The sequence below is a fragment of the Pseudomonas sp. NPDC096925 genome, assembly GCF_044762545.1.
Taxonomy (GTDB): Bacteria; Pseudomonadota; Gammaproteobacteria; order Pseudomonadales; family Pseudomonadaceae; genus Aquipseudomonas.
On sequence record NZ_JBIWEM010000010.1, the window covers coordinates 164,316 to 184,187 of the forward strand.

Sequence of the window (19,872 nt, forward strand, 5' to 3'; positions counted from 1 at the left end):
GATCCCTGTGGGAGCGGGTTTACCCGCGAAGAAATCAACGCGGTGCATGGCACCGGCTTCGCCGGTGTTCGCGGGTGAACCCGCTCCCACAGGGGACGCGGCAATTTTCATACATTTGCCTACGGCAGTTGCTCTTACAGCCATTTCGGACTTTTCTTTCAGACCATGAAGTGGCCAGGTGCCGCACGGCTGCCTTAAACTCGGCACTCCCCCCGGAAGGCGCTACCCATATGGAAATGCAATGGTGGATCTGGCTGGTGTTCGGTATCGCGCTGACCCTGCTCGAACTGGTCCTGCCGACGTTCTTCATTCTCTGGTTCGGCATCGGTGCCGTGCTGGTGTCGCTCATTTCGCTGGCCGCCCCCGGCCTGCAACTGGATATGCAGGTACTGCTGTGGGTACTGCTGTCGTCAGTCACCACGGCGCTGTGGTTCAAGCTGTTCCGGCGCAAGCAACCCGACGTGCGCTGGACCGCCGAGAGCGTGATCGGCGAAGTGGGGCTGCTGACCGCTGGCGTCTCGGAGTTTCAGAAAGGCCGCGTGCGCTTCCAGAAGCCGATCCTCGGCAACGAAGAATGGACCTGCATCGCCGACAGCGAGATCGCGGCCGGCGAGCGGGTGCGCCTGACCGCCATCGAAGGGAACACCGTCCGGGTCATCCGGGCCTGAATCCGCACTAAAAGGAATTTCGCACCATGACCAGTCTCATCGTCGTCGTCGCCATCGCCCTGTTCGTCCTGATCACCGTGTTCAAGGGGGTGCGCATCGTGCCCCAGGGCGAGGAATGGGTCGTCGAACGCCTGGGCCGCTACCAGAGCACGCTCAAGCCCGGCCTGAACATCGTCATCCCGTACATGGACGTGGTTGCCTACCGCCTGCCGACCAAGGACATCATCCTCGATGTGCAGCAGCAGGAAATCATCACCCGGGACAACGCGGTGATCGTCGCCAACGCCCTGTGCTTCGCCAAGGTGGTCGACCCGCAGAAGGCCTCCTATGGCGTACAGGACTTCTCCTTCGCCGTCACCAGCCTGACCATGACCTCGCTGCGCGCCATCGTCGGTGCCATGGACCTGGACGAAGCGCTGTCCAGCCGCGAGCAGATCAAGGCGCGCCTGCGCGAGGCGATGTCCGAGCAGACCGAAGACTGGGGCGTGACCGTACGCTCGGTGGAAATCCAGGACATCAAGCCCTCGGAGAACATGCAACTGGCCATGGAACGCCAGGCGGCTGCCGAGCGCGAGCGCAAGGCCGACGTGACCCGTGCCGAAGGGGCGAAGCAGGCGGCGATTCTCGAGGCAGAAGCACGCTTGCAGGCAGCCAGGCTGGATGCCGAGGCACAGATCAGCCTGGCCGAAGCCTCGGCGCGGGCGATTTCGCTGGTCAAGGACGCGGTCGGCAACGAGACCGTGCCGGCGATGTACCTGCTGGGCGAGCGTTATGTGGGGGCGATGGAGAACCTGGCGGGCAGCAGCAATGCCAAGGTGGTGGTGTTGCCGGCGGACCTGCAGGAGACCGTGCGCGGGCTGATGGGCCGCAACAAGGCTTGAGATTGATTCAGCCCTCTTCGCGGGCACGCCCGCGAAGCAGGCGACACCGCTTCAACTGCTGGCCTGCGTCACTTCACCGCACCCCGCCATTTTTACCTATACTCGGCCTTACAATACCCACCACGATTCCTGACCGGATCTCTCCATGCCCCCACGTCGGCACATTGCCTGGATAGCCTGCCTTGCAGTGCTGTTCAACCTGCTGGCCATGCCGCTGTCCTCTGCCGCGCCCAAGGGCCCGGCCGAGCAGCTGCTGTGGGGGGCCTTCTGTTCCAGCATGGCCAACAAGGCCAAGGCCGACGTCCAGGCCCTGGCCAAGATCGACCTCGGCACGCAAAGCGACGACAGCGCCAGCATGATGAATTGCTGGTGCTGCTCCGGTGCCGCGCCGCTGCTGGCCCTGCCCGGCTACCCGCCGCAGCTGCACAACCCGCCGTTACTGCTCGCCGGGCTGCTGCCGCCACCTGCCGACTACCACGCCACGCCGCGCCAACTCTGGCCGGCGCTCAACCCCCGTGCCTCTCCGCTGGCCTGAGTTCATCACGCTGTCTGCCTGAACCTGAACAGAAACGGAGATTCACCATGCTCAAGCACGCCCTCGTCCTGGCCGCCCTGCTGCTGCCCGGCGCCTTTGCCAATGCCCACGAATACAGCGTGGGTGACCTGCACATCGCCCACCCCTGGTCACTGCAGTTGCCCCCCAACGCGCCCAACGTCGCGGCGTATTTCGTGGTGCACAACAACGGCCAGGCCGACGATCGCCTGCTCAGCGTCGACAGCCCCATCAGCGATGACGCACAACTGCACGAGCATGCCATGAGCACCAGCGGCGCCATGAAGATGCAGCAGGTGCCCAGCGTGGTGGTGCCCGCCGGCAAGAACCTGATCTTCGCACCCAGCGCCTACCATGTGATGCTGTTGCAGCCCAAGGACCGCAGCCTGCTCAGCGACGGCAAGCGCTTCCCATTGACCCTGCACTTCGAAAAGGCCGGCAATATCACCGTCGATGTGGCCGTGCAGAAGCAGGCGCCGACGGACCAGCCGCAAGCCCACGAACACGCGCACTGATCACCTGCTGAAAGGCACTCGTCGTGAGCCTGCCGCGCAACAGCATCAGCCATACCACCCGCCCTGACCGCAGGCGCGCCGGTGGCGGATGGCTGAGCCTGTTCGCCATGTGGATGATCTTCATCGGCCCGCTGATTTCCCAGTCGATGCCGATGGACCACCACGCCGGCATGAGCATGCCGATGGACATGCCGATGGCGACTGCCCATCAGCATGGCGGCGACATCCATCACGGCCAGGCTGGCGATGGCCAGCTGCATGTGATGTGGGAAAAGTGCGGTTACTGCAGCCTGTTGTTCAACTGCCCGGCCCTGCCCCAGGCCCTCAGCCCGCTCAGCGCCGGCAGCGTCGTCCCCACCACCCACCTGTTTGCGCCCACGCGCCAGGGCCATGCCCGGCAGGCTGTATTCCCTGGCGCGCGCAGCCGCGCCCCACCTTCCTCGATCAACGTCTGAACCCACATTTTGCGCACGGAGCCAGGAGGCTTCGCGCTGACTCATGACTGATCGACTGGAATCATTATGTCCGGCTGCACCCCTGTTTTTGCCTTGTCCCTGCGTGGGACCATTGCCGCCGTGTGCGGCTCGCTGCTCGCGCCCGTGGCCCTGGCCGCCGACCCTGGCCATGAAGGCCATGCACACGACGCCCCCGAGCTGAGCCCGACGGTGATCACCGCCGTGGCCCCGAGCTCGCCGCTGACCGTGGTCACCAACCCGAAAGACCCGCGCCAGCCGGTGCCGGCCAGCGACGGCGCCGACTACCTGAAGACCATCCCCGGCTTCTCGGCCATCCGCGCCGGCGGCACCAACGGCGACCCGGTACTGCGCGGCATGTTCGGCTCACGCCTGAACATCCTCACCAATGGCGGCCTGATGCTGGGCGCCTGCCCCAACCGCATGGATGCCCCCACGTCGTATATTTCGCCGGAAACCTACGACCGCCTGACCGTGATCAAAGGCCCGCAAAGCGTGATCTGGGGCCCGGGCGGTTCGGCAGGCACCATCCTCTTCGAGCGCGAGCCGGAGAAGTTCGGCACCCTCGGCAGCCGGGTCAACGCCAGCCTGCTGGCCGGTTCCAACGGCCGCTTCGACAAGGTGCTGGACGCCGCCGCCGGCAACAACCTGGGCTACGCCCGTTTCGTCGGCAACCAGTCGCGCTCGGACGACTACCATGACGGCAGCGACAACACCGTGCCGTCACGCTGGGACAAATGGAACGGCGATGTCGCCCTCGGCTGGACGCCCGACCAGGACACCTTGCTGGAACTCACCGCCGGCAAGGGCGATGGCGAGGCCCGCTATGCCGGGCGCGGCATGGACGGCTCGCAGTTCAAGCGCGAAAGCCTGGGCCTGCGGTTTGAAAAGTCCAACCTCGGCGAGGTGCTCGACAAGGTCGAGGCGCAGGTCTACTACAACTACGCCGACCACGTGATGGACAACTACAGCCTGCGCACGCCTTCGGGCAGCGGCATGATGGGCATGCCGATGGTCAGCAACGTCGACCGCCGCACCATGGGCGCACGCATCAAGGCCACCTGGCGCTGGGCCGACGTGCAACTGATCGGCGGCATTGACGCGCAGACCAACGAACATCGCAAGCGCAGTGGCATGGGCGTGGACGCGCACAAGGGCAAGGCCTGGACCAAGGACGCCGACTTCCACAACTACGGTGCCTTCGGCGAACTGACCTGGTACGTCAGCGGTGAGGACCGGTTGATCAGCGGTGCCCGCCTGGACCGCGCCTCGGCCCGCGACTTCCGCGTGACCAGCGCCACCAACGGCAACACCCGCGCCGATACCCTGCCCAGCGGCTTCGTGCGCTACGAACACGACCTGGCGGCGCTACCGGCCACCACCTACATCGGCCTCGGTCATGTGCAACGCTTCCCTGACTACTGGGAGCTGTTCTCCGCAGGTGGCCCCTCGGGCTCGGTCAATGCCTTCGACAGCATCAAGCCGGAGAAGACCACCCAGCTCGACTTCGGTGTCCAGTACCGCGACGAACGCATGGAAGCCTGGGCGTCCGGCTACGTGGGGCAGATCCGCGACTACATCCTGTTCGATTACCTGGGGATGAGCTCCCGGGCCCGTAACATCGACGCCCGCATCATGGGCGGCGAACTGGGCGCGGCCTACCAGTTGACGGAAAACTGGAAGGCCGACGCCACGCTGGCCTACGCCTGGGGCAAGAACAGCAGCGATGGCACAGCGCTGCCGCAAATGCCGCCCCTGGAAAGCCGCCTGGGCCTGACCTACAGCCGTGATGTGTGGAGCGTCGGCGCACTGTGGCGGCTGGTGGCGGAACAGAACCGCATCGCCGAGAAACAGGGCAACGTGGTCGGCAAGGACTACGACAAGAGCGCAGGCTTCGGCGTGTTCTCGCTCAATGGCGCCTACAAGGTGAGCAACCACCTCAAGCTCAGCGCGGGGGTCGACAACCTGTTCGACAAGACCTACGCCGAGCACTTGAACCTGGCCGGGAACGCCGGGTTCGGCTACCCGGCAACCGATCCACAGCCGGTCAACGAGCCAGGCAGGACCTTCTGGACCAAGGTCGATTTCAGCTTCTGACAACAACAACGGGCGCGGCGCAGGTCGCGCCCATCTGCTGGTCAAACAGGAGGTTCCCATGAGAGGAACACGCATCAATTTCTACAACCTGGCCTGGCGTTGGCACTTCTATGCGGGGCTGTTCGCGGCCCCGTTCATGATCCTGCTGGCGATCACCGGGATCATCTACCTGTTCAAGCCGCAACTCGACCCACTGCTGTATCGCGAGCTGATGGTGGTCGAAGCCGGCCACCACCGACAGGGCGCGGACGCGCTGCTGGCCGAGGTGCGCAAGGCCTACCCCAAGGGCCACGTTGGCCAGTACCTGCCGCCGCTGGACGCCGAACGCAGCGCGCAATTCGTGGTGCATGACGCTGGGCGCGAACTGAACGTCTTCGTCGATCCCTACAGCGGCAAAGTCCTCGGCGAACAGGATGGCAAGCAGAACCTGCAGGCCATCGCCCGCGCCCTGCATGGCGAGCTGATGGTCGGCACGGTCGGCGACCGCCTGGTGGAGTTGGCCGCCGGCTGGGGCATCGTGCTGGTGGTGTCGGGGCTTTACTTGTGGTGGCCACGCGGGCGCAATGGTGCTGGCGTGCTGTGGCCGCGGCTGTCGGCACGCGGCCGACCGTTCTGGCGCGACCTGCATGCGGTCACCGGTTTCTGGGGCTCGGCCTTGTTGCTGCTGATGCTGGTCAGCGGCATGACCTGGACCGGGCTGTGGGGCAAGCAGTACGCCGACTTGTGGAACCGCTTTCCGGCGGCCATGTGGAACGACGTGCCCAAGTCGGACCGGCAGGCGGGTGAACTCAACAGCGCACACCGCCAGACCGTTCCCTGGGCGTTGGAAAACACGCCGATGCCGCAGTCCGCTGCACACGCCGAACATGCCGGGCACCACATGATGTCGAGCGCGCCGGCAGCGCCGCAGGTAAGCCTGCAGCAGGTCGAAGACATCGCTACCGCGCGCCAGGTCGAACCGGGCTACAGCATCACCCTGCCCACCTCGGCCGATGGCGTGTTCACCGTTGCCGTGTTCGCCGACGACCCGCGCAACGACGCCACCCTGCATGTCGACCAGTACACCGGCAAGGTCCTGGCCGATGTGCGCTGGCAGGACTACAGCCCGGTCGCCCGCGCCACCGAGCTGGGCGTGATGCTGCATGAAGGCAAGATGTTCGGGGCGTTCAACCAGATCATCATCCTGCTGGTGTGCCTGATGATCCTGCTGGGCTCGGTGAGCGGGCTGGTGATGTGGTGGAAGCGCAGGCCGGCCGGCGGGCTGGGCGTGCCGCCGCTGCGCCATGACCTGCCGCGCTGGAAGGCGGCGGTGGGGGTGATGCTGGTGCTGGGGTTGATGTTTCCGCTGGTGGGGGTGTCCATGGTGGTGATGTGGCTGGTGGATAGCCTGGTGGTCAGGCGCGGCCGGGTGCTGGCCAGCGCTTGAGCCTTGCTTTGTCTGTGCCGGCCCTTTCGCGGGTAAACCCGCTCCCACAGGTTCTGCGCCAGGCCTGAGGGCAGCGCGGTCCCTGTAGGAGCGGGTTCACCCGCGAAGAGGCCGGCACAGGCATGAGACTGCTACCCAAAAGTCGAGTCGATCTGTCGCGCCCCGAACTGGAACGCGCGTGTTAGCCTAGCCGGCTACCTCTGACAAGACGACCGACCGTTCAACGGAATGCAGCCTATGACGCAAACCTCACCCACAGCGCCAGATGAACAGCATCTGCAACGCAACCTGACCAACCGCCACATCCAGCTGATCGCCATCGGCGGCGCGATCGGTACCGGCCTGTTCATGGGCTCGGGCAAGACCATCAGCCTGGCCGGGCCGTCGATCATCTTCGTCTACATGATCATCGGCTTCATGCTGTTCTTCGTCATGCGCGCCATGGGCGAACTGCTGCTGTCCAACCTCAACTACAAGTCGTTCATCGATTTCTCCGCCGACCTGCTCGGCCCCTGGGCGGGCTACTTCACCGGCTGGACCTACTGGTTCTGCTGGGTGGTCACCGGCATCGCCGACGTGGTCGCGATCGCGGCATACACGCAATTCTGGTTCCCGGAGCTGCCGCAGTGGATACCGGCGCTGACCTTCGTGGCGCTGCTGCTGTCACTGAACCTGGTAACCGTGAAGATGTTCGGTGAACTGGAGTTCTGGTTCGCCCTGGTCAAGATCGTCGCCATTCTCGGTCTGGTCGCTACCGGCGCATACATGGTCATCAGCGGCTTTACCTCGCCCAGTGGGCGCACCGCGCAGCTGGCCAACCTGTGGAACGACGGTGGCATGTTCCCCAATGGCCTGATGGGCTTCTTCGCCGGTTTCCAGATCGCCGTGTTCGCCTTCGTCGGTATCGAGCTGGTGGGTACCACCGCCGCCGAAGCGAAGAACCCGGAACGCACCCTGCCGCGGGCGATCAACTCGATCCCGTTGCGGATCATCATGTTCTACGTACTGGCACTGATCGCAATCATGGCCGTCACACCTTGGCGCGACGTGGTACCGGGCAAGAGCCCGTTCATCGAGCTGTTCGTGCTGGCCGGCCTGCCGGCGGCAGCGAGTATCATCAACTTCGTGGTGCTGACCTCGGCGGCCTCGTCGGCCAACGGCGGCGTGTTCTCCACCAGCCGCATGCTGTACGGCCTGGCGCGGGAAGGTGACGCACCCAAGGCGTTCGAGAAGCTGTCGGGCCGCTCGGTGCCTGCCAATGGCCTGTACTTCTCCTGCACCTGCCTGCTGCTGGGTGCAGTGATGATCTACCTGGTGCCGAACGTGGTCGAGGCATTCACCCTGATCACCACCGTTTCGGCAGTGTTGTTCATGTTTGTCTGGACGCTGATCCTGCTGTCGTACCTGCAGTACCGCAAGCAGCGAGCGGCGCTGCACCAGGCGTCGAAATTCAAGATGCCGGGCGGGCGCTTCATGTGCTACGTGTGCCTGGTGTTCTTTGCCTTCATCCTGGTGTTGCTGAGCCTGGAGGAAGATACCCGCGCGGCATTGCTGGTGACGCCGATCTGGTTTGTGCTGCTGGCGGTGACCTATCAGGGGGTGCGCAGCAAGCGCCATCCGCGCACGGCTGTGCGTAACGGCTGATGGCCTCGGGGGCTGCTTTGCAGCCCCAATCCTGTGCACACAAATCCATCAGGCACCAAACTGGATCCAACCGACGCCCCAACACCTCGCACACCCCCTCTATTGCGCACCTTCCGCCGTTAGGCACACCCCTTGCAACACCCCTCCCCGCTTGCCCAACACATAAAAACTCAGCGGAGAGAGCACATGAAGCGACGCAGTCTGATCAAGGCCTTCACCCTTAGCGCATCAATTGCCGCAATGGGCCTGAGCTGGAGCATCCAGGCCGCCGAGACCATCAAGGTCGGCATCCTGCATTCGCTGTCGGGGACCATGGCCATTTCCGAGACTTCGCTCAAGGACATGGCGCTGATGACCATCGAGCAGATCAACGCCAAGGGCGGCGTCAATGGCAAGCTGCTCGAACCGGTGGTGGTAGACCCGGCCTCCAACTGGCCGCTGTTCGCCGAAAAGAGCCGCCAGCTGCTGACCCAGGACAAAGTGGCAGTGGTGTTCGGCTGCTGGACCTCGGTGTCGCGCAAGTCGGTGCTGCCAGTGTTCGAAGAGCTCAACGGCCTGCTGTTCTACCCGGTGCAGTACGAGGGTGAAGAGATGTCGCCGAACGTGTTCTACACCGGCGCCGCGCCCAACCAGCAGGCCATCCCGGCCGTGGAGTACCTGATGAGCGAGGACGGCGGCAGCGCCAAGCGCTTCTTCCTGCTGGGCACCGACTACGTCTACCCGCGCACCACCAACAAGATCCTGCGCGCCTTCCTGCACAGCAAGGGCGTGGCCGACAAGGACATCGAAGAGGTGTACACGCCGTTCGGCCACAGCGACTACCAGACCATCGTCGCCAACATCAAGAAGTTCTCCGCCGGTGGCAAGACCGCAGTCATCTCCACAGTCAATGGTGACTCCAACGTGCCGTTCTACAAGGAGCTGGCCAACCAGGGCCTGAAGGCCACCGACGTGCCGGTGGTGGCCTTCTCGGTGGGCGAAGAAGAACTGCGCGGCATCGACACCAAGCCGCTGGTGGGCCACCTGGCGGCGTGGAACTACTTCGAGTCGGTGGATAACCCGGTCAACCAGAAATTCGTCGCCGACTGGAAGGCCTACGCCAAGGCCAAAGGCCTGCCGGGTGCCGACAAGGCGGTGACCAACGACCCGATGGAAGCCACCTACGTCGGTATCCACATGTGGGCCCAGGCCGCCGAGAAGGCCAAGTCCACCGATGTCGACAAGGTCCGCGAAGCCTTGGCCGGGCAGACCTTCAAGGCACCGTCGGGCTTTACCCTGACCATGGACAAGACCAACCACCACCTGCACAAGCCGGTGATGATCGGCGAGATCCAGGATGACGGGCAGTTCAGCGTGGTCTGGGAAACCGAGCAACCGCTGCGGGCGCAGCCTTGGAGCCCGTTCATTCCGGGCAACGACAAGCGCCCTGATTACGCCGTGAAAGGTAATTGAGAGCCGTTGGGGCCGCCTTGCGGCCCATTCGCGGGTAAACCCGCTCCCACAGGTTCGATGCAAGGTTAGAAACCTGTGCGATCCCTGTGGGAGCGGGTTTACCCGCGAAGAATCCACCGCTGTATTCCAGGATTGCTCGCATGCTTAGACTCCTGCTAACCCTTCTTCTGCTGATCCCCCTGGCCACCCAGGCCAGCGAGGGCGAATTCTTCCTCACCGCCAAGCCCGCCGAGCAGGCCCAACTGCTCGAAAGCTGGGCGGCGCAACCCGATGCCGCACGCCTGCCGCTGCTGGACAACCTGCGCCAGGGCCGCATCGCCGTCGATGACACGCGCAAGGTACGCCTGAACAACCGCCTGCGCGGCCTGATCGACAATGCCCTGGCCAGCCACCAGTTGCTCAGCGACAACAGCGACATCCGCCTGGCCGCAGCCCAACAGCTGCAGAAGAGCGCGCAACCGGCGCAAATGGCCTTCCTCGACCGGCGCTTCGCCAGCGAACCGGACGCCGCCGTGCACGCCGCCCTCGGCCTGGCCTTGGCCAACCTGCAACTGGGTGCCAGCGAACCGGCAGTACGCCTGGCCGCCGTACGCCTGCTCGGCGAAACCGGTGACCCGCTGGCCCGCACCCGCCTCGAAGCGCTGCTGCAACCCAACGCGGAAACCGACCCGGGCGTGCGCACCGCCGCAGCAACCAGCCTGGCCCAGGTCCAGCGCAAGCTGCTGGTCGGCGAGCTGCTCGGTCAGGCCTTCAGCGGCCTGTCGCTGGGTTCGATCCTGCTGCTGGCAGCCCTTGGCCTGGCCATCACCTTCGGCCTGCTCGGGGTGATCAACATGGCCCACGGCGAAATGCTGATGCTCGGCGCCTACAGCACCTACATGGTCCAGGTACTGCTGCAGCGCTACGCCCCCGGCGCCATCGAGTTCTACCCGCTGATCGCCCTGCCAGTCGCTTTCACTGTCAGTGCCGGGGTCGGCATGGCGCTGGAGCGCACGGTGATCCGCCACCTCTACGGCCGCCCACTGGAAACCTTGCTGGCGACCTGGGGCATCAGCCTGATCCTGATCCAGGCCATTCGCCTGCTGTTCGGCGCGCAGAACGTCGAAGTCAGCAACCCGGCCTGGCTTTCGGGTGGCATCCAGCTGCTACCCAACCTGGTACTGCCATACAACCGCCTGGTGATCATCGGCTTCGCCCTGGCCGTGGTACTGCTTACCTGGCTGCTGCTCAACCGCACACGGCTGGGCCTGAACGTGCGCGCTGTCACCCAGAACCGCAACATGGCCGCCTGCTGCGGCGTATCCACCGGGCGCGTCGACATGCTCGCCTTCGGCCTCGGCTCGGGCATCGCCGGGCTCGGCGGCGTGGCCCTGAGCCAGGTCGGCAACGTCGGCCCGGACCTGGGCCAGAGCTACATCATCGACTCGTTCCTGGTGGTGGTGCTCGGTGGCGTCGGCCAGTTGGCCGGCAGCCTCTGGGCCGCCTTCGGCCTTGGCATCGCCAACAAGCTGCTGGAGCCGCAGATCGGCGCCGTGCTCGGCAAGATCCTCATCCTTGCGTTGATCATTCTGTTCATCCAGAAGCGCCCGCAAGGCCTGTTCGCCCTCAAGGGACGGGTAATCGACTGATGAACCAGCCACTGCTTGTCACCGCTACTCAAAAGGCCGGGCCACGGCTGACGCTGGCCATCGGCGCCGTCGTCGTCCTGCTGCTGGTGGCCCTGCCGCTGCTGTCGCTGCTGCCGGCTGATCATGCCCTGCACGTGTCGGCCTACACCCTGACCCTGGTCGGCAAGATCCTCTGTTACGCCATCGTCGCCCTGGCCCTGGACCTGGTCTGGGGCTACGCCGGGCTGCTGTCGCTGGGCCACGGGCTGTTCTTCGCCCTCGGTGGCTACGCCATGGGCATGTACCTGATGCGCCAGGCCGCCGGTGACGGCCTGCCGGGGTTCATGACCTTCCTGTCGTGGAGCGAGCTGCCGTGGTACTGGGCCGGCACCCAGCATTTCGCCTGGGCCCTGTGCCTGGTAGTGCTGGCGCCCGGGCTGCTGGCGCTGGTGTTCGGCTGGTTCGCCTTCCGCTCGCGGATCAAGGGCGTGTACTTCTCGATCATGACCCAGGCGCTGACCTTCGCCGGCATGCTGCTGTTCTTTCGCAACGAAACCGGCTTTGGCGGCAATAACGGCTTTACCAGCTTCCGCACTTTGCTTGGCTTCGACATTGCCGCGCCGGGTACACGGGCGGTGTTGTTCCTGCTCACCGTGACCCTGCTGCTGGCCAGCCTGTACCTGTGCTGGCGCCTGACCCGCAGCAAGTTCGGCCGCCTGCTCACCGCCGTGCGCGACGCCGAGAACCGCCTGATGTTCTGCGGCTACGACCCACGCGGTTTCAAGCTGCTGGTGTGGGTGCTGAGCGCCGTGCTGTGTGGCCTGGCCGGCGCGCTGTACGTGCCGCAGGTGGGCATCATCAACCCCAGCGAAATGTCGCCGACCAACTCCATCGAAGCCGCCGTATGGGTGGCCCTGGGCGGGCGCGGCACGCTGATCGGCCCGCTGCTCGGTGCCGGCCTGGTCAATGGCATGAAGAGCTGGTTCACCGTAGCCTTCCCGGAGTTCTGGCTGTTCTTCCTCGGTGCGCTGTTCATCCTCGTCACCCTGTACCTGCCCAAGGGCGTGGTCGGTCTGTTGAAGAAAAGGAGCCAGCCATGAGAGGCGTGCCCGCGGTACACCCTGAATTCATGCTCGAACCGGTGTTCGACAACCTTGGCGCCGGCCGCGACGCCATCGGCCTGGGCCAGAGCCGCAAGGCCGGCCTCGACACCCGCCACGGCACGCTGCTGAGCCTGGAAGACATCAGCGTCAGCTTCGATGGGTTCAAGGCGCTGAACGCGCTGAACCTGTACATCGGCGTGGGCGAGCTGCGTTGCATCATCGGCCCAAACGGGGCCGGCAAGACCACGATGATGGATGTGATCACCGGCAAGACCCGGCCCGACAGCGGCACGGCCTATTTCGGTGACACCCTCGACCTGACCCGCATGAGCGAATACCAGATCGCCCAGGCCGGCATTGGCCGCAAGTTCCAGAAGCCCACGGTGTTCGAGGCGCTGACGGTGTTCGAGAACCTGGAGCTGGCACTGAAGACCGACAAATCGGTATGGGCCAGCCTGGCAGCGCGGCTGGGTGGTGAGCAGCGCCAACGCATCGACGAGGTGCTGGGCACCTTGCGCCTGTTGCCGCTGGCCCAGCGCCAGGCAGGCTTGTTGTCGCATGGACAGAAGCAATTCCTGGAGATCGGCATGCTGCTGGTGCAGGAGCCGCAACTGCTGTTGCTGGACGAGCCGGTGGCGGGCATGACCGATGCCGAGACCGAGTTCACCGCCGAACTGTTCAAGGGCCTGGCCGGCAAGCATTCGCTGATGGTGGTGGAGCATGACATGGGGTTTGTCGGCAGCATTGCCGACCATGTGACCGTGCTGCACCAGGGCAGTGTGCTGGCGGAAGGGTCGCTGGAGCAGGTGCAGGCGGATGAGCGGGTGGTCGAGGTGTATCTGGGCCGCTAGACATGGATACCTGTGCCGGCCTCTTCGCGGGTAAACCCGCTCCCACAGGTACGGTACAGGCCTGAAGAGCTGCGCGGTCCTTGTGGGAGCGGGTTTACCCGCGAAAGGGCCGGCACAGGCAAAGCAGATTTCCCAGGAACCACACATGCTGAAAATCGACACCCTGCACCAGTACTACGGCGGTAGCCATATCCTCCGGGGCCTGTCCTTCGAAGCCAAGGTCGGCGAAGTCACCTGCCTGCTGGGCCGCAACGGCGTGGGCAAGACCACCCTGCTGCGCTGCCTGATGGGCCTGGTACCCGCCCGCGATGGCAGCATCGAATGGGAAGGCAAGCCGATCACCAGCCTCAAGCCCCAGCAACGGGTCCAGTCCGGCATCGCCTACGTGCCCCAGGGCCGCGAGATTTTCCCGCGTCTCACTGTCGAGGAAAACCTGCTGATGGGCCTTTCGCGCTTCCCCGCCCGTGAAGCTCGGGAGGTACCGCCCTTCATCTACGAACTGTTCCCCGTGCTGGAACAGATGAAGCAACGCCGTGGCGGTGACCTGTCCGGCGGCCAGCAGCAACAGCTGGCCATCGGCCGCGCCCTGGCCAGCCGACCGCGCCTGCTGATCCTCGACGAGCCCACCGAGGGCATCCAGCCTTCGGTGATCAAGGAGATCGGCGCAGTCATCCGTCGCCTGGCCGAGCGTGGCGACATGGCCATCCTGCTGGTGGAGCAGTTCTACGACTTCGCCGAGGAGCTGGCCGACCAGTACCTGGTGATGGCCCGTGGCGAGATCATCCAGCGCGGCCGTGGCGAAAACATGCAAGCCGAGGGTGTGCGTGGGCTGGTAACCATTTAATCTGCAAACAACGACCCTGCGAGACGCTGTCATGAGTCATGAAATCCGCGATGCCCTGCCTGCCGACGTGCCGGGCATCCTCGACATCTACAACGACGCGGTGCGCAACTCCACGGCGATCTGGAACGAAACCCCGGTGGATTTGGCCAACCGCCTGGCCTGGTTCGCCGCACGCGCACAGCAGGGCTACCCGATCCTGGTGGCGGTGGATGGGAGCGGTGTGCTGGGCTATGCATCGTTTGGCGACTGGCGGCCATTCGAGGGCTTTCGCAACACCGTTGAACACTCGGTGTACATCCGTGGCGACCAGCGTGGCAAGGGGCTGGGGCCGCTGCTGATGGCAGCGCTGGTCGAGCGTGCACGCAAGTGTGGCAAGCATGTGATGGTGGCGGCCATCGAGAGCGGCAATGCAGCGTCGGTGCACCTGCACGAGCGCCTGGGCTTCGTAGTGACCGGGCAGATGCCGCAGGTGGGGGTGAAGTTTGGCCGGTGGCTGGACTTGACCTTCATGCAGCTGGTGCTGAACCCGGGGGCTGAACCAAGCTGAATTTGATTTTGCCTGTACTGGCCTCTTCGCGGGTAAACCCGCTCCCACTGGTACTGCACACATCTCAGGGATCGTGCGATTCCTGTGGGAGCGGGTTCACCCGCGAAGAGGCCGGGCCTGCAAAACTCACATCTGGATAAACCTGCCCAACCGCTGCCTCAGCATGCTGTTCTCACTGCGCAACTGCTGCACTTCCTGCAGCAGTTCCAGCGCCAGCGCCACCCCTTCCCACTCCAGTTCCAGCTCCTGATGCAGCTTCGCCGCGCGTTTGGCCAGTAACGGCGCCTGATCGTCGAACAACCAGTCCTCCGGCGTTCGCCCGGAAGGTTCGACAATGCCGTGCTCGACGATTTCGATCACGCAGTCAGCCGTGATATCGGCCTCCTGACACAGGGTACGCATGTCCAGTTGAACGATCAGGGTGCTGCTCATGATCACTTACTCCATTGTGTCCTCGGGTTGAACGCAGCCTTCTCGGAAAGCTTGGTCCACAGTTCGCGGGCAGACTCGTCGGATGCTGGCGGCATGACCACTTTCAATTGCGCGTAAAGGTTGCCGCGCTCGCCGCTCTTGTTGGCCAGGCCCTTGCCCGGTACGCGCAGGCGCTGGCCGCTCTGGCTGTCGGGGCGGATGGTAAGGTTGATCTTGCCGTCCAGGGTCGGCACGGCCACCTTGGCGCCCAGTGCTGCCTCCCACGGTGCCAGCGGCACGGTGATGATCAGGTCATGACCTTCGACATCGAACAGTGGGTGCGGTGCCATGCGAATGGTCAGGAACAGGTCACCATTGGCCCCGCCACCGCTGCCCGGCGCGCCCTGGCCCTTGAGGCGGATGCGCTCGCCATCGGTCACCCCGGCCGGAATCTTCACGTTCAGGGTCTTGGTAGTGAACCCGGTGCGCTGGCCCATGGCATTGGTCTGCGGCACCTGGAAGCTGATCTGCTTGGACTCCTTGCTCAGGGTCTCTTCAAGGAACACTGCCAGTTCTAGCTCCACGTCCTGCCCTCGCCTGCCGGCGCTGCGTTGCTGCTGCCGGGCGCCACCGAACGGGTTGCCTCCTCGGCCACCAAAGATCGAGCTGAAGAAGTCGGAAAAATCACCGCCCTCGAAGCCACCGCCACCGCCACGGCTTTCCCACCCCGGTGGTGCCTGGAACGGCCGGCCATGCTGGCCACCGTACTTGCGGATTTCGTCGAACTCGGCACGTTTCTGCGCGTCGCCCAGCACTTCGTAGGCCTCGTTGGCCTCCTTGAATTTTTCCTCGGCGTCGCGCTCCTTGCTGACGTCGGGGTGATACTTGCGCGCCAGCTTGCGGTACGCGGCCTTGATCGCCTTGTCATCCGCCGTGGGCTCTACGCCGAGTATCTTGTAATAGTCTTTGAAGTCCATCTATGGATCACCAATGTGAATGTGCGTGTTGCAAAAGAAGATAGGGGTCAAGCATAGCCTTTCAAGACCGCCTTGGGTTTGCGCCATGGCAGACGACTGGTCTTGATTCTGTAGCCAACTGGCATAAACTGCGCGGCCGTTTTGCCTCCGGAAGCCTTTTCCCATGTCTGACGTATCGCCGGCCCGCGCCCTGGGCATCGACTTCGGCACCTCCAACTCCACGGTCGGCTGGCACCGCCCGGGTGTCGAATCGCTGATCGCCCTGGAAGACGGCAAGATCACCCTGCCGTCGGTGGTGTTCTTCAACATCGAGGAGCGTCGCCCGGTATATGGCCGCCTGGCGCTGCACGAGTACCTGGAAGGCTACGAAGGCCGCCTGATGCGCTCGCTGAAAAGCCTGCTGGGTTCCAAGCTGATCAAGCACGACACCAGCGTGCTGGGCAGCGCCCTGCCGTTCAAGGACCTGCTGGGCATGTTCATCGGCGAGCTGAAAAAGCGCGCCGAGGCCGCTGCCGGCCGCGAATTCGACCAGGTGGTACTGGGTCGCCCGGTGTTCTTCGTCGACGAAGACCCGGCTGCCGACCAGGAGGCCGAAGACACCCTGGCCGAAGTGGCGCGCAAGATCGGCTTCAAGGACGTGTCGTTCCAGTACGAGCCGATTGCCGCGGCGTTCGACTACGAGTCGGGCATCAGCCGCGAAGAGCTGGTGCTGATCGTCGACATCGGCGGTGGTACCTCGGACTTCACCCTGATCCGCCTGTCGCCCGAGCGCCACCTGGTGGCCGAGCGCCAGAGCGACATCCTCGCCACCGGCGGCGTGCACATCGGCGGTACCGACTTCGACAAGCAGCTGAGCCTGCAGGGCGTGATGCCGCTGTTCGGCTACGGCAGCCGCATGAAGAGCGGCGCGCTGATGCCGACCAGCTACCACCTCAACCTCGCCACCTGGCACACCATCAACGCCCTGTACTCGCAGAAGTCGCAGCTGGCGCTGGGCAGCATGCGCTATGACATCGAGGACACGCTGGGCATCGACCGCCTGTTCAAGCTGATCGAGGAGCGTGCCGGGCACTGGTTGGCGATGGAAGTGGAGGCCAGCAAGATCGAGCTGACCGAGCAGCAGAGCCGCCACGTCGACCTCGGCCGCATTGAGCGCGAGCTGGGCGTGGACCTGTCCCGGGCGCTGTTCGAGGGAGCTATCGAAGGGTTGCTGGAGCGGGTGCGTGGTAGCGTGAGCGAATTGCTGGCCAAGGCTGGTGTGAGCGAGACCCAGGTCGATACGGTGTTCTTCACCGGTGGTTCCAGCGGGATCCCGGCGCTGCGCAACAGTGTGTCGGCGATGCTGCCGAATGCGCGGCATGTGGAAGGCAATATCTTTGGCAGCATTGGCAGCGGGCTGGCCATCGAGGCACGCAAGCGTTACGGCGCTGCCTGAGCCATCCCTTTTACCTGTACCGGCCTCTTCGCGGGTAAACCCGCTCCCACAGGGCTCGCGCAAGTCTTGAGAGCTGTGGCGTACTTGTGGGAGCGGGTTTACCCGCGAAGAGGCCGGTACAGGCTAATGAAGAATCAGACCAGTTCGGCCCGCTTCAGCTCACTCTTCAGGTAGGCATAGTAGATCGGCCCCGCCACCACCCCCGGCAGCCCGAACGCTGCCTCGAACACCAGCATCGCCAGCAGCAATTCCCACGACTTGGCACTGATCTGCCCGCCCACGATCCGCGCGTTGAGGAAGTACTCGACCTTGTGGATGACGATCAGGTAACCCAGCGCCGCCGCCGCCACCCAGATCGACAGCGACAAGCCGACGATGGTGATCAGGGTGTTCGACATCAGGTTGCCGATCACCGGCAGCAGGCCCAGCAGGAAGGTCAGCACGATCAGCGTCTTGGTCAGCGGCAGGTGCACGTCGAACATCGGCAGCACCAGGGCCAGGAAAATGCCGGTGAAGGTAGTGTTGAGCAGCGAAATCTTGATCTGCGCGAAGACGATGTTGCGAAACGCCTGCACCAGCAGGCTCAGGCGCTCGAACAGCGCCGCCGCCAGTGGCTTGCGCCGGGAGATATCGGGGATGCGCTGCAAGGCGACGATGGCGCCGAGGATCATGCCGATCAACAGGGTGACGAACATGTGCGCCATGCCCTTGCCCACCAGTTGCAGGTCGCTCAGGTGGCTCTTGATCCAGTCACCGATGGCCACCTTGAACTCCGCCGCACTGGCCGGCAGGTAGCCTTCGATGAACGGCGGTAGCTGCCCACGGGCGCGCTCCACCAAGGCCATGAACTTGTCCAGCGAGGCACCGGGGTTTTCTGCCTCGTGCAGCAGGAAGCTGAAGGCCCCGGCAAACAGCAGGGTCAGGGTGCTGACCACCAGCGTGCCGAGCAGCGCCACCGCCAGCCAACGGGCGCGCTGCCCGGCCAGCAGCGGCTGCAGCCGCGGCGTGAGCATGTTGACCAGCTCGAACACCAGCAGGCCGGCCAACAGGCTCGGCAGCAATTTCAGGGGCAGCGCCAGCAACAGGCCGGCAAACACGATGATCCAGCTGGCCAGGGTGACCTGGCGAGGGGTGAAGGTCATACAGCCTCAACGGCAGACAACGGGAAAGACCCGCAGTCTGCCAGCCTTACGCCTGCAGGCATAGGCGCAGGTCATTTCTTCTTCAGACAGTCACTCATGAACGCTTTGCGCTCGTCACCCTTCAGGGCCTTGGTGGTGGCGTCGGCGTTGCAGGTTTTCATCTTCTCTTGCTGGGTTTGCGGCACGTCCTTCTTCAGGCAGGTACTCATGAAGGCTTTGCGCTCATCGCCCTTGAGGGCCTTGGCGGTGGCGTCGGCGTTGCAGGTTTTCATCTTTTCCTGCTGCGCGGTATTGGCGGCGAAGCCTTGGGCGCTGAACAACACCGCCAACACCAGTAAGGGGATTTGCAGCACTTTCATGGAGTGGTCTCCTTGGCTCCGTGCCCGATGCACGGTGGTCGAGCTGAGTGTAGCCAATAAATGCTCAACGCCCTGCCCGTGCCTGGCGGCGGTATTGCTCGGGCGTGCAATGGGCCTGGCGCTGGAACATGGCGATGAACGCCGACGCGCTGCTGTAGCCCAGGTCGAAGGCGATGGCCTGGATCGACTGGCCGGCTTCCAGCGCTTCGATGGCTCGCAGAAAGCGCAGGCGCAGGCGCCATTCACCAAAACTGATGCCCAGTTCGCGCAGAAACTGGCGGGCCAGGGTACGTTCGCTGACATGCACCCGGGCTGCCCAGTCGGCCAGCGGGCGGTTGTCGCCTGGCTCGGCGCCGAGGGCATCGAGCACTTGGCGCAACCCGTCGCTGTGGGCAAACGGCAGGTAGCAGGCCTGGGCGGGTGCCAGCAGCAACTGGTCGAGCAGCACCTGCACCAGGCGCTGGTCGCGCTCACCCTCGGCCACCCGCAGGTCACGCCGGGCGAAGTCGGCGAGGATGGCCTTGAGGATGTCGCTGATCATCAGGCTGCACGGTTGCTGCGGCAGGGCGGCGCAGAGGCTGCGGTCCAGGTAGACCGAGTGGTAGACGATGGCCTGTGGGTTGTAGCAGCCATGCTCGGTGTCGGGCGGCACCCACACGGCGTATTGCGGCGGCGACAGGAAGCGCTGGCCGGCGACCTCCAGCTGCATCACGCCGTGGGCGGTGTAGTTGAGCTGGCCCCAGGCGTGGCGATGCAGGGCGCTGTGCGTGTCGGCACCGAACTCGTCGTGGCGGAAGTACACCGGGGCCGGGAGCTGGGTGAACCGAGGAATGTCGAGGTATTTGCGCGGCATGCTGTCTGCTTGGCGGGGTGAGTTGTCTGGATAG

General features: G+C 64.5%; 20 protein-coding genes. 15 read left to right on the forward strand and 5 right to left on the reverse strand.

Annotated elements, in window-relative coordinates; genetic code table 11:
• Positions 1-230 precede the first annotated feature (230 nt).
• The 14 genes from ACIQYU_RS23905 to ACIQYU_RS23970 all read left to right on the forward strand — a co-directional run bounded on the left by ACIQYU_RS23905 (position 231) and on the right by ACIQYU_RS23970 (position 14,661).
• Complete coding sequence (locus ACIQYU_RS23905) at positions 231-668, forward strand: NfeD family protein (RefSeq protein WP_207828850.1); 438 nt, start codon at positions 231-233, stop codon at positions 666-668.
• A gap of 26 nt (positions 669-694) precedes the next feature.
• Entirely contained in the window at positions 695-1,549 is an 855-nt protein-coding gene (locus ACIQYU_RS23910; protein ID WP_013974384.1) for an SPFH domain-containing protein, read from the forward strand.
• Between the two features lie 145 nt (positions 1,550-1,694).
• On the forward strand, positions 1,695-2,084 hold the full coding sequence (locus ACIQYU_RS23915) for a DUF2946 domain-containing protein (RefSeq protein ID WP_207828847.1): 390 nt from the start codon (positions 1,695-1,697) through the stop codon (positions 2,082-2,084).
• A gap of 47 nt (positions 2,085-2,131) precedes the next feature.
• A complete protein-coding gene (locus tag ACIQYU_RS23920) occupies positions 2,132-2,617 on the forward strand; it encodes a copper chaperone PCu(A)C (RefSeq protein WP_207828845.1) in 486 nt (161 codons plus the stop codon).
• 23 nt (positions 2,618-2,640) lie between these two features.
• Positions 2,641-3,072: a DUF2946 domain-containing protein gene (locus ACIQYU_RS23925; RefSeq protein ID WP_207828835.1), complete on the forward strand. Its 432-nt coding sequence runs from the start codon at positions 2,641-2,643 to the stop codon at positions 3,070-3,072.
• Positions 3,073-3,138: 66 nt separating this feature from the next.
• A complete protein-coding gene (locus ACIQYU_RS23930; RefSeq protein ID WP_207828832.1) occupies positions 3,139-5,187 on the forward strand; it encodes a TonB-dependent copper receptor in 2,049 nt (682 codons plus the stop codon).
• A gap of 58 nt (positions 5,188-5,245) precedes the next feature.
• On the forward strand, positions 5,246-6,613 hold the full coding sequence (locus ACIQYU_RS23935) for a PepSY domain-containing protein (protein ID WP_207828822.1): 1,368 nt from the start codon (positions 5,246-5,248) through the stop codon (positions 6,611-6,613).
• A gap of 237 nt (positions 6,614-6,850) precedes the next feature.
• Positions 6,851-8,257, forward strand: a complete 1,407-nt coding sequence (gene cycA / locus ACIQYU_RS23940) for a D-serine/D-alanine/glycine transporter (RefSeq protein ID WP_063911884.1) — start codon at positions 6,851-6,853, stop codon at positions 8,255-8,257.
• Between the two features lie 186 nt (positions 8,258-8,443).
• Complete coding sequence (gene urtA / locus ACIQYU_RS23945; protein ID WP_207828820.1) at positions 8,444-9,709, forward strand: urea ABC transporter substrate-binding protein; 1,266 nt, start codon at positions 8,444-8,446, stop codon at positions 9,707-9,709.
• 140 nt (positions 9,710-9,849) lie between these two features.
• The gene (urtB, locus tag ACIQYU_RS23950) at positions 9,850-11,337 is read left to right on the forward strand and encodes an urea ABC transporter permease subunit UrtB (RefSeq protein WP_207828817.1); all 1,488 of its coding nucleotides are present in this window, start codon (positions 9,850-9,852) and stop codon (positions 11,335-11,337) included.
• Complete coding sequence (gene urtC, locus ACIQYU_RS23955; RefSeq protein WP_207828815.1) at positions 11,337-12,416, forward strand: urea ABC transporter permease subunit UrtC; 1,080 nt, start codon at positions 11,337-11,339, stop codon at positions 12,414-12,416. Before urtB ends, urtC begins: the two co-directional genes overlap by 1 nt.
• The gene (gene urtD, locus ACIQYU_RS23960; protein ID WP_207828813.1) at positions 12,413-13,270 is read left to right on the forward strand and encodes an urea ABC transporter ATP-binding protein UrtD; all 858 of its coding nucleotides are present in this window, start codon (positions 12,413-12,415) and stop codon (positions 13,268-13,270) included. Before urtC ends, urtD begins: the two co-directional genes overlap by 4 nt.
• A gap of 145 nt (positions 13,271-13,415) precedes the next feature.
• The gene (urtE, locus tag ACIQYU_RS23965) at positions 13,416-14,114 is read left to right on the forward strand and encodes an urea ABC transporter ATP-binding subunit UrtE (protein WP_207828811.1); all 699 of its coding nucleotides are present in this window, start codon (positions 13,416-13,418) and stop codon (positions 14,112-14,114) included.
• Positions 14,115-14,145: 31 nt separating this feature from the next.
• On the forward strand, positions 14,146-14,661 hold the full coding sequence (locus ACIQYU_RS23970; RefSeq protein ID WP_207828795.1) for a GNAT family N-acetyltransferase: 516 nt from the start codon (positions 14,146-14,148) through the stop codon (positions 14,659-14,661).
• Between the two features lie 126 nt (positions 14,662-14,787).
• Here the strand turns inward: ACIQYU_RS23970 and ACIQYU_RS23975 are convergent, their stop codons facing one another.
• Together ACIQYU_RS23975 and cbpA are read right to left on the reverse strand one after the other, a co-directional pair.
• Positions 14,788-15,093: a chaperone modulator CbpM gene (locus tag ACIQYU_RS23975; protein WP_063911891.1), complete on the reverse strand. Its 306-nt coding sequence runs from the start codon at positions 15,091-15,093 to the stop codon at positions 14,788-14,790.
• Between the two features lie 2 nt (positions 15,094-15,095).
• Positions 15,096-16,049, reverse strand: a complete 954-nt coding sequence (cbpA, locus tag ACIQYU_RS23980) for a curved DNA-binding protein (RefSeq protein ID WP_025340804.1) — start codon at positions 16,047-16,049, stop codon at positions 15,096-15,098.
• A 163-nt stretch (positions 16,050-16,212) separates the two neighbouring features.
• On the opposite strand from cbpA, the gene ACIQYU_RS23985 reads away from it, so the two are divergent.
• Entirely contained in the window at positions 16,213-17,484 is a 1,272-nt protein-coding gene (locus tag ACIQYU_RS23985) for an Hsp70 family protein (RefSeq protein WP_063911892.1), read from the forward strand.
• Between the two features lie 134 nt (positions 17,485-17,618).
• Here ACIQYU_RS23985 and ACIQYU_RS23990 read toward each other — a convergent pair whose 3' ends face one another.
• The 3 genes from ACIQYU_RS23990 to ACIQYU_RS24000 all read right to left on the reverse strand — a co-directional run bounded on the left by ACIQYU_RS23990 (position 17,619) and on the right by ACIQYU_RS24000 (position 19,838).
• A complete protein-coding gene (locus ACIQYU_RS23990) occupies positions 17,619-18,626 on the reverse strand; it encodes an AI-2E family transporter (RefSeq protein WP_207828786.1) in 1,008 nt (335 codons plus the stop codon).
• Positions 18,627-18,697: 71 nt separating this feature from the next.
• Complete coding sequence (locus tag ACIQYU_RS23995; RefSeq protein ID WP_003258250.1) at positions 18,698-18,985, reverse strand: PsiF family protein; 288 nt, start codon at positions 18,983-18,985, stop codon at positions 18,698-18,700.
• Between the two features lie 64 nt (positions 18,986-19,049).
• The gene (locus ACIQYU_RS24000; protein ID WP_207828783.1) at positions 19,050-19,838 is read right to left on the reverse strand and encodes a helix-turn-helix transcriptional regulator; all 789 of its coding nucleotides are present in this window, start codon (positions 19,836-19,838) and stop codon (positions 19,050-19,052) included.
• Positions 19,839-19,872: the final 34 nt, after the last annotated feature.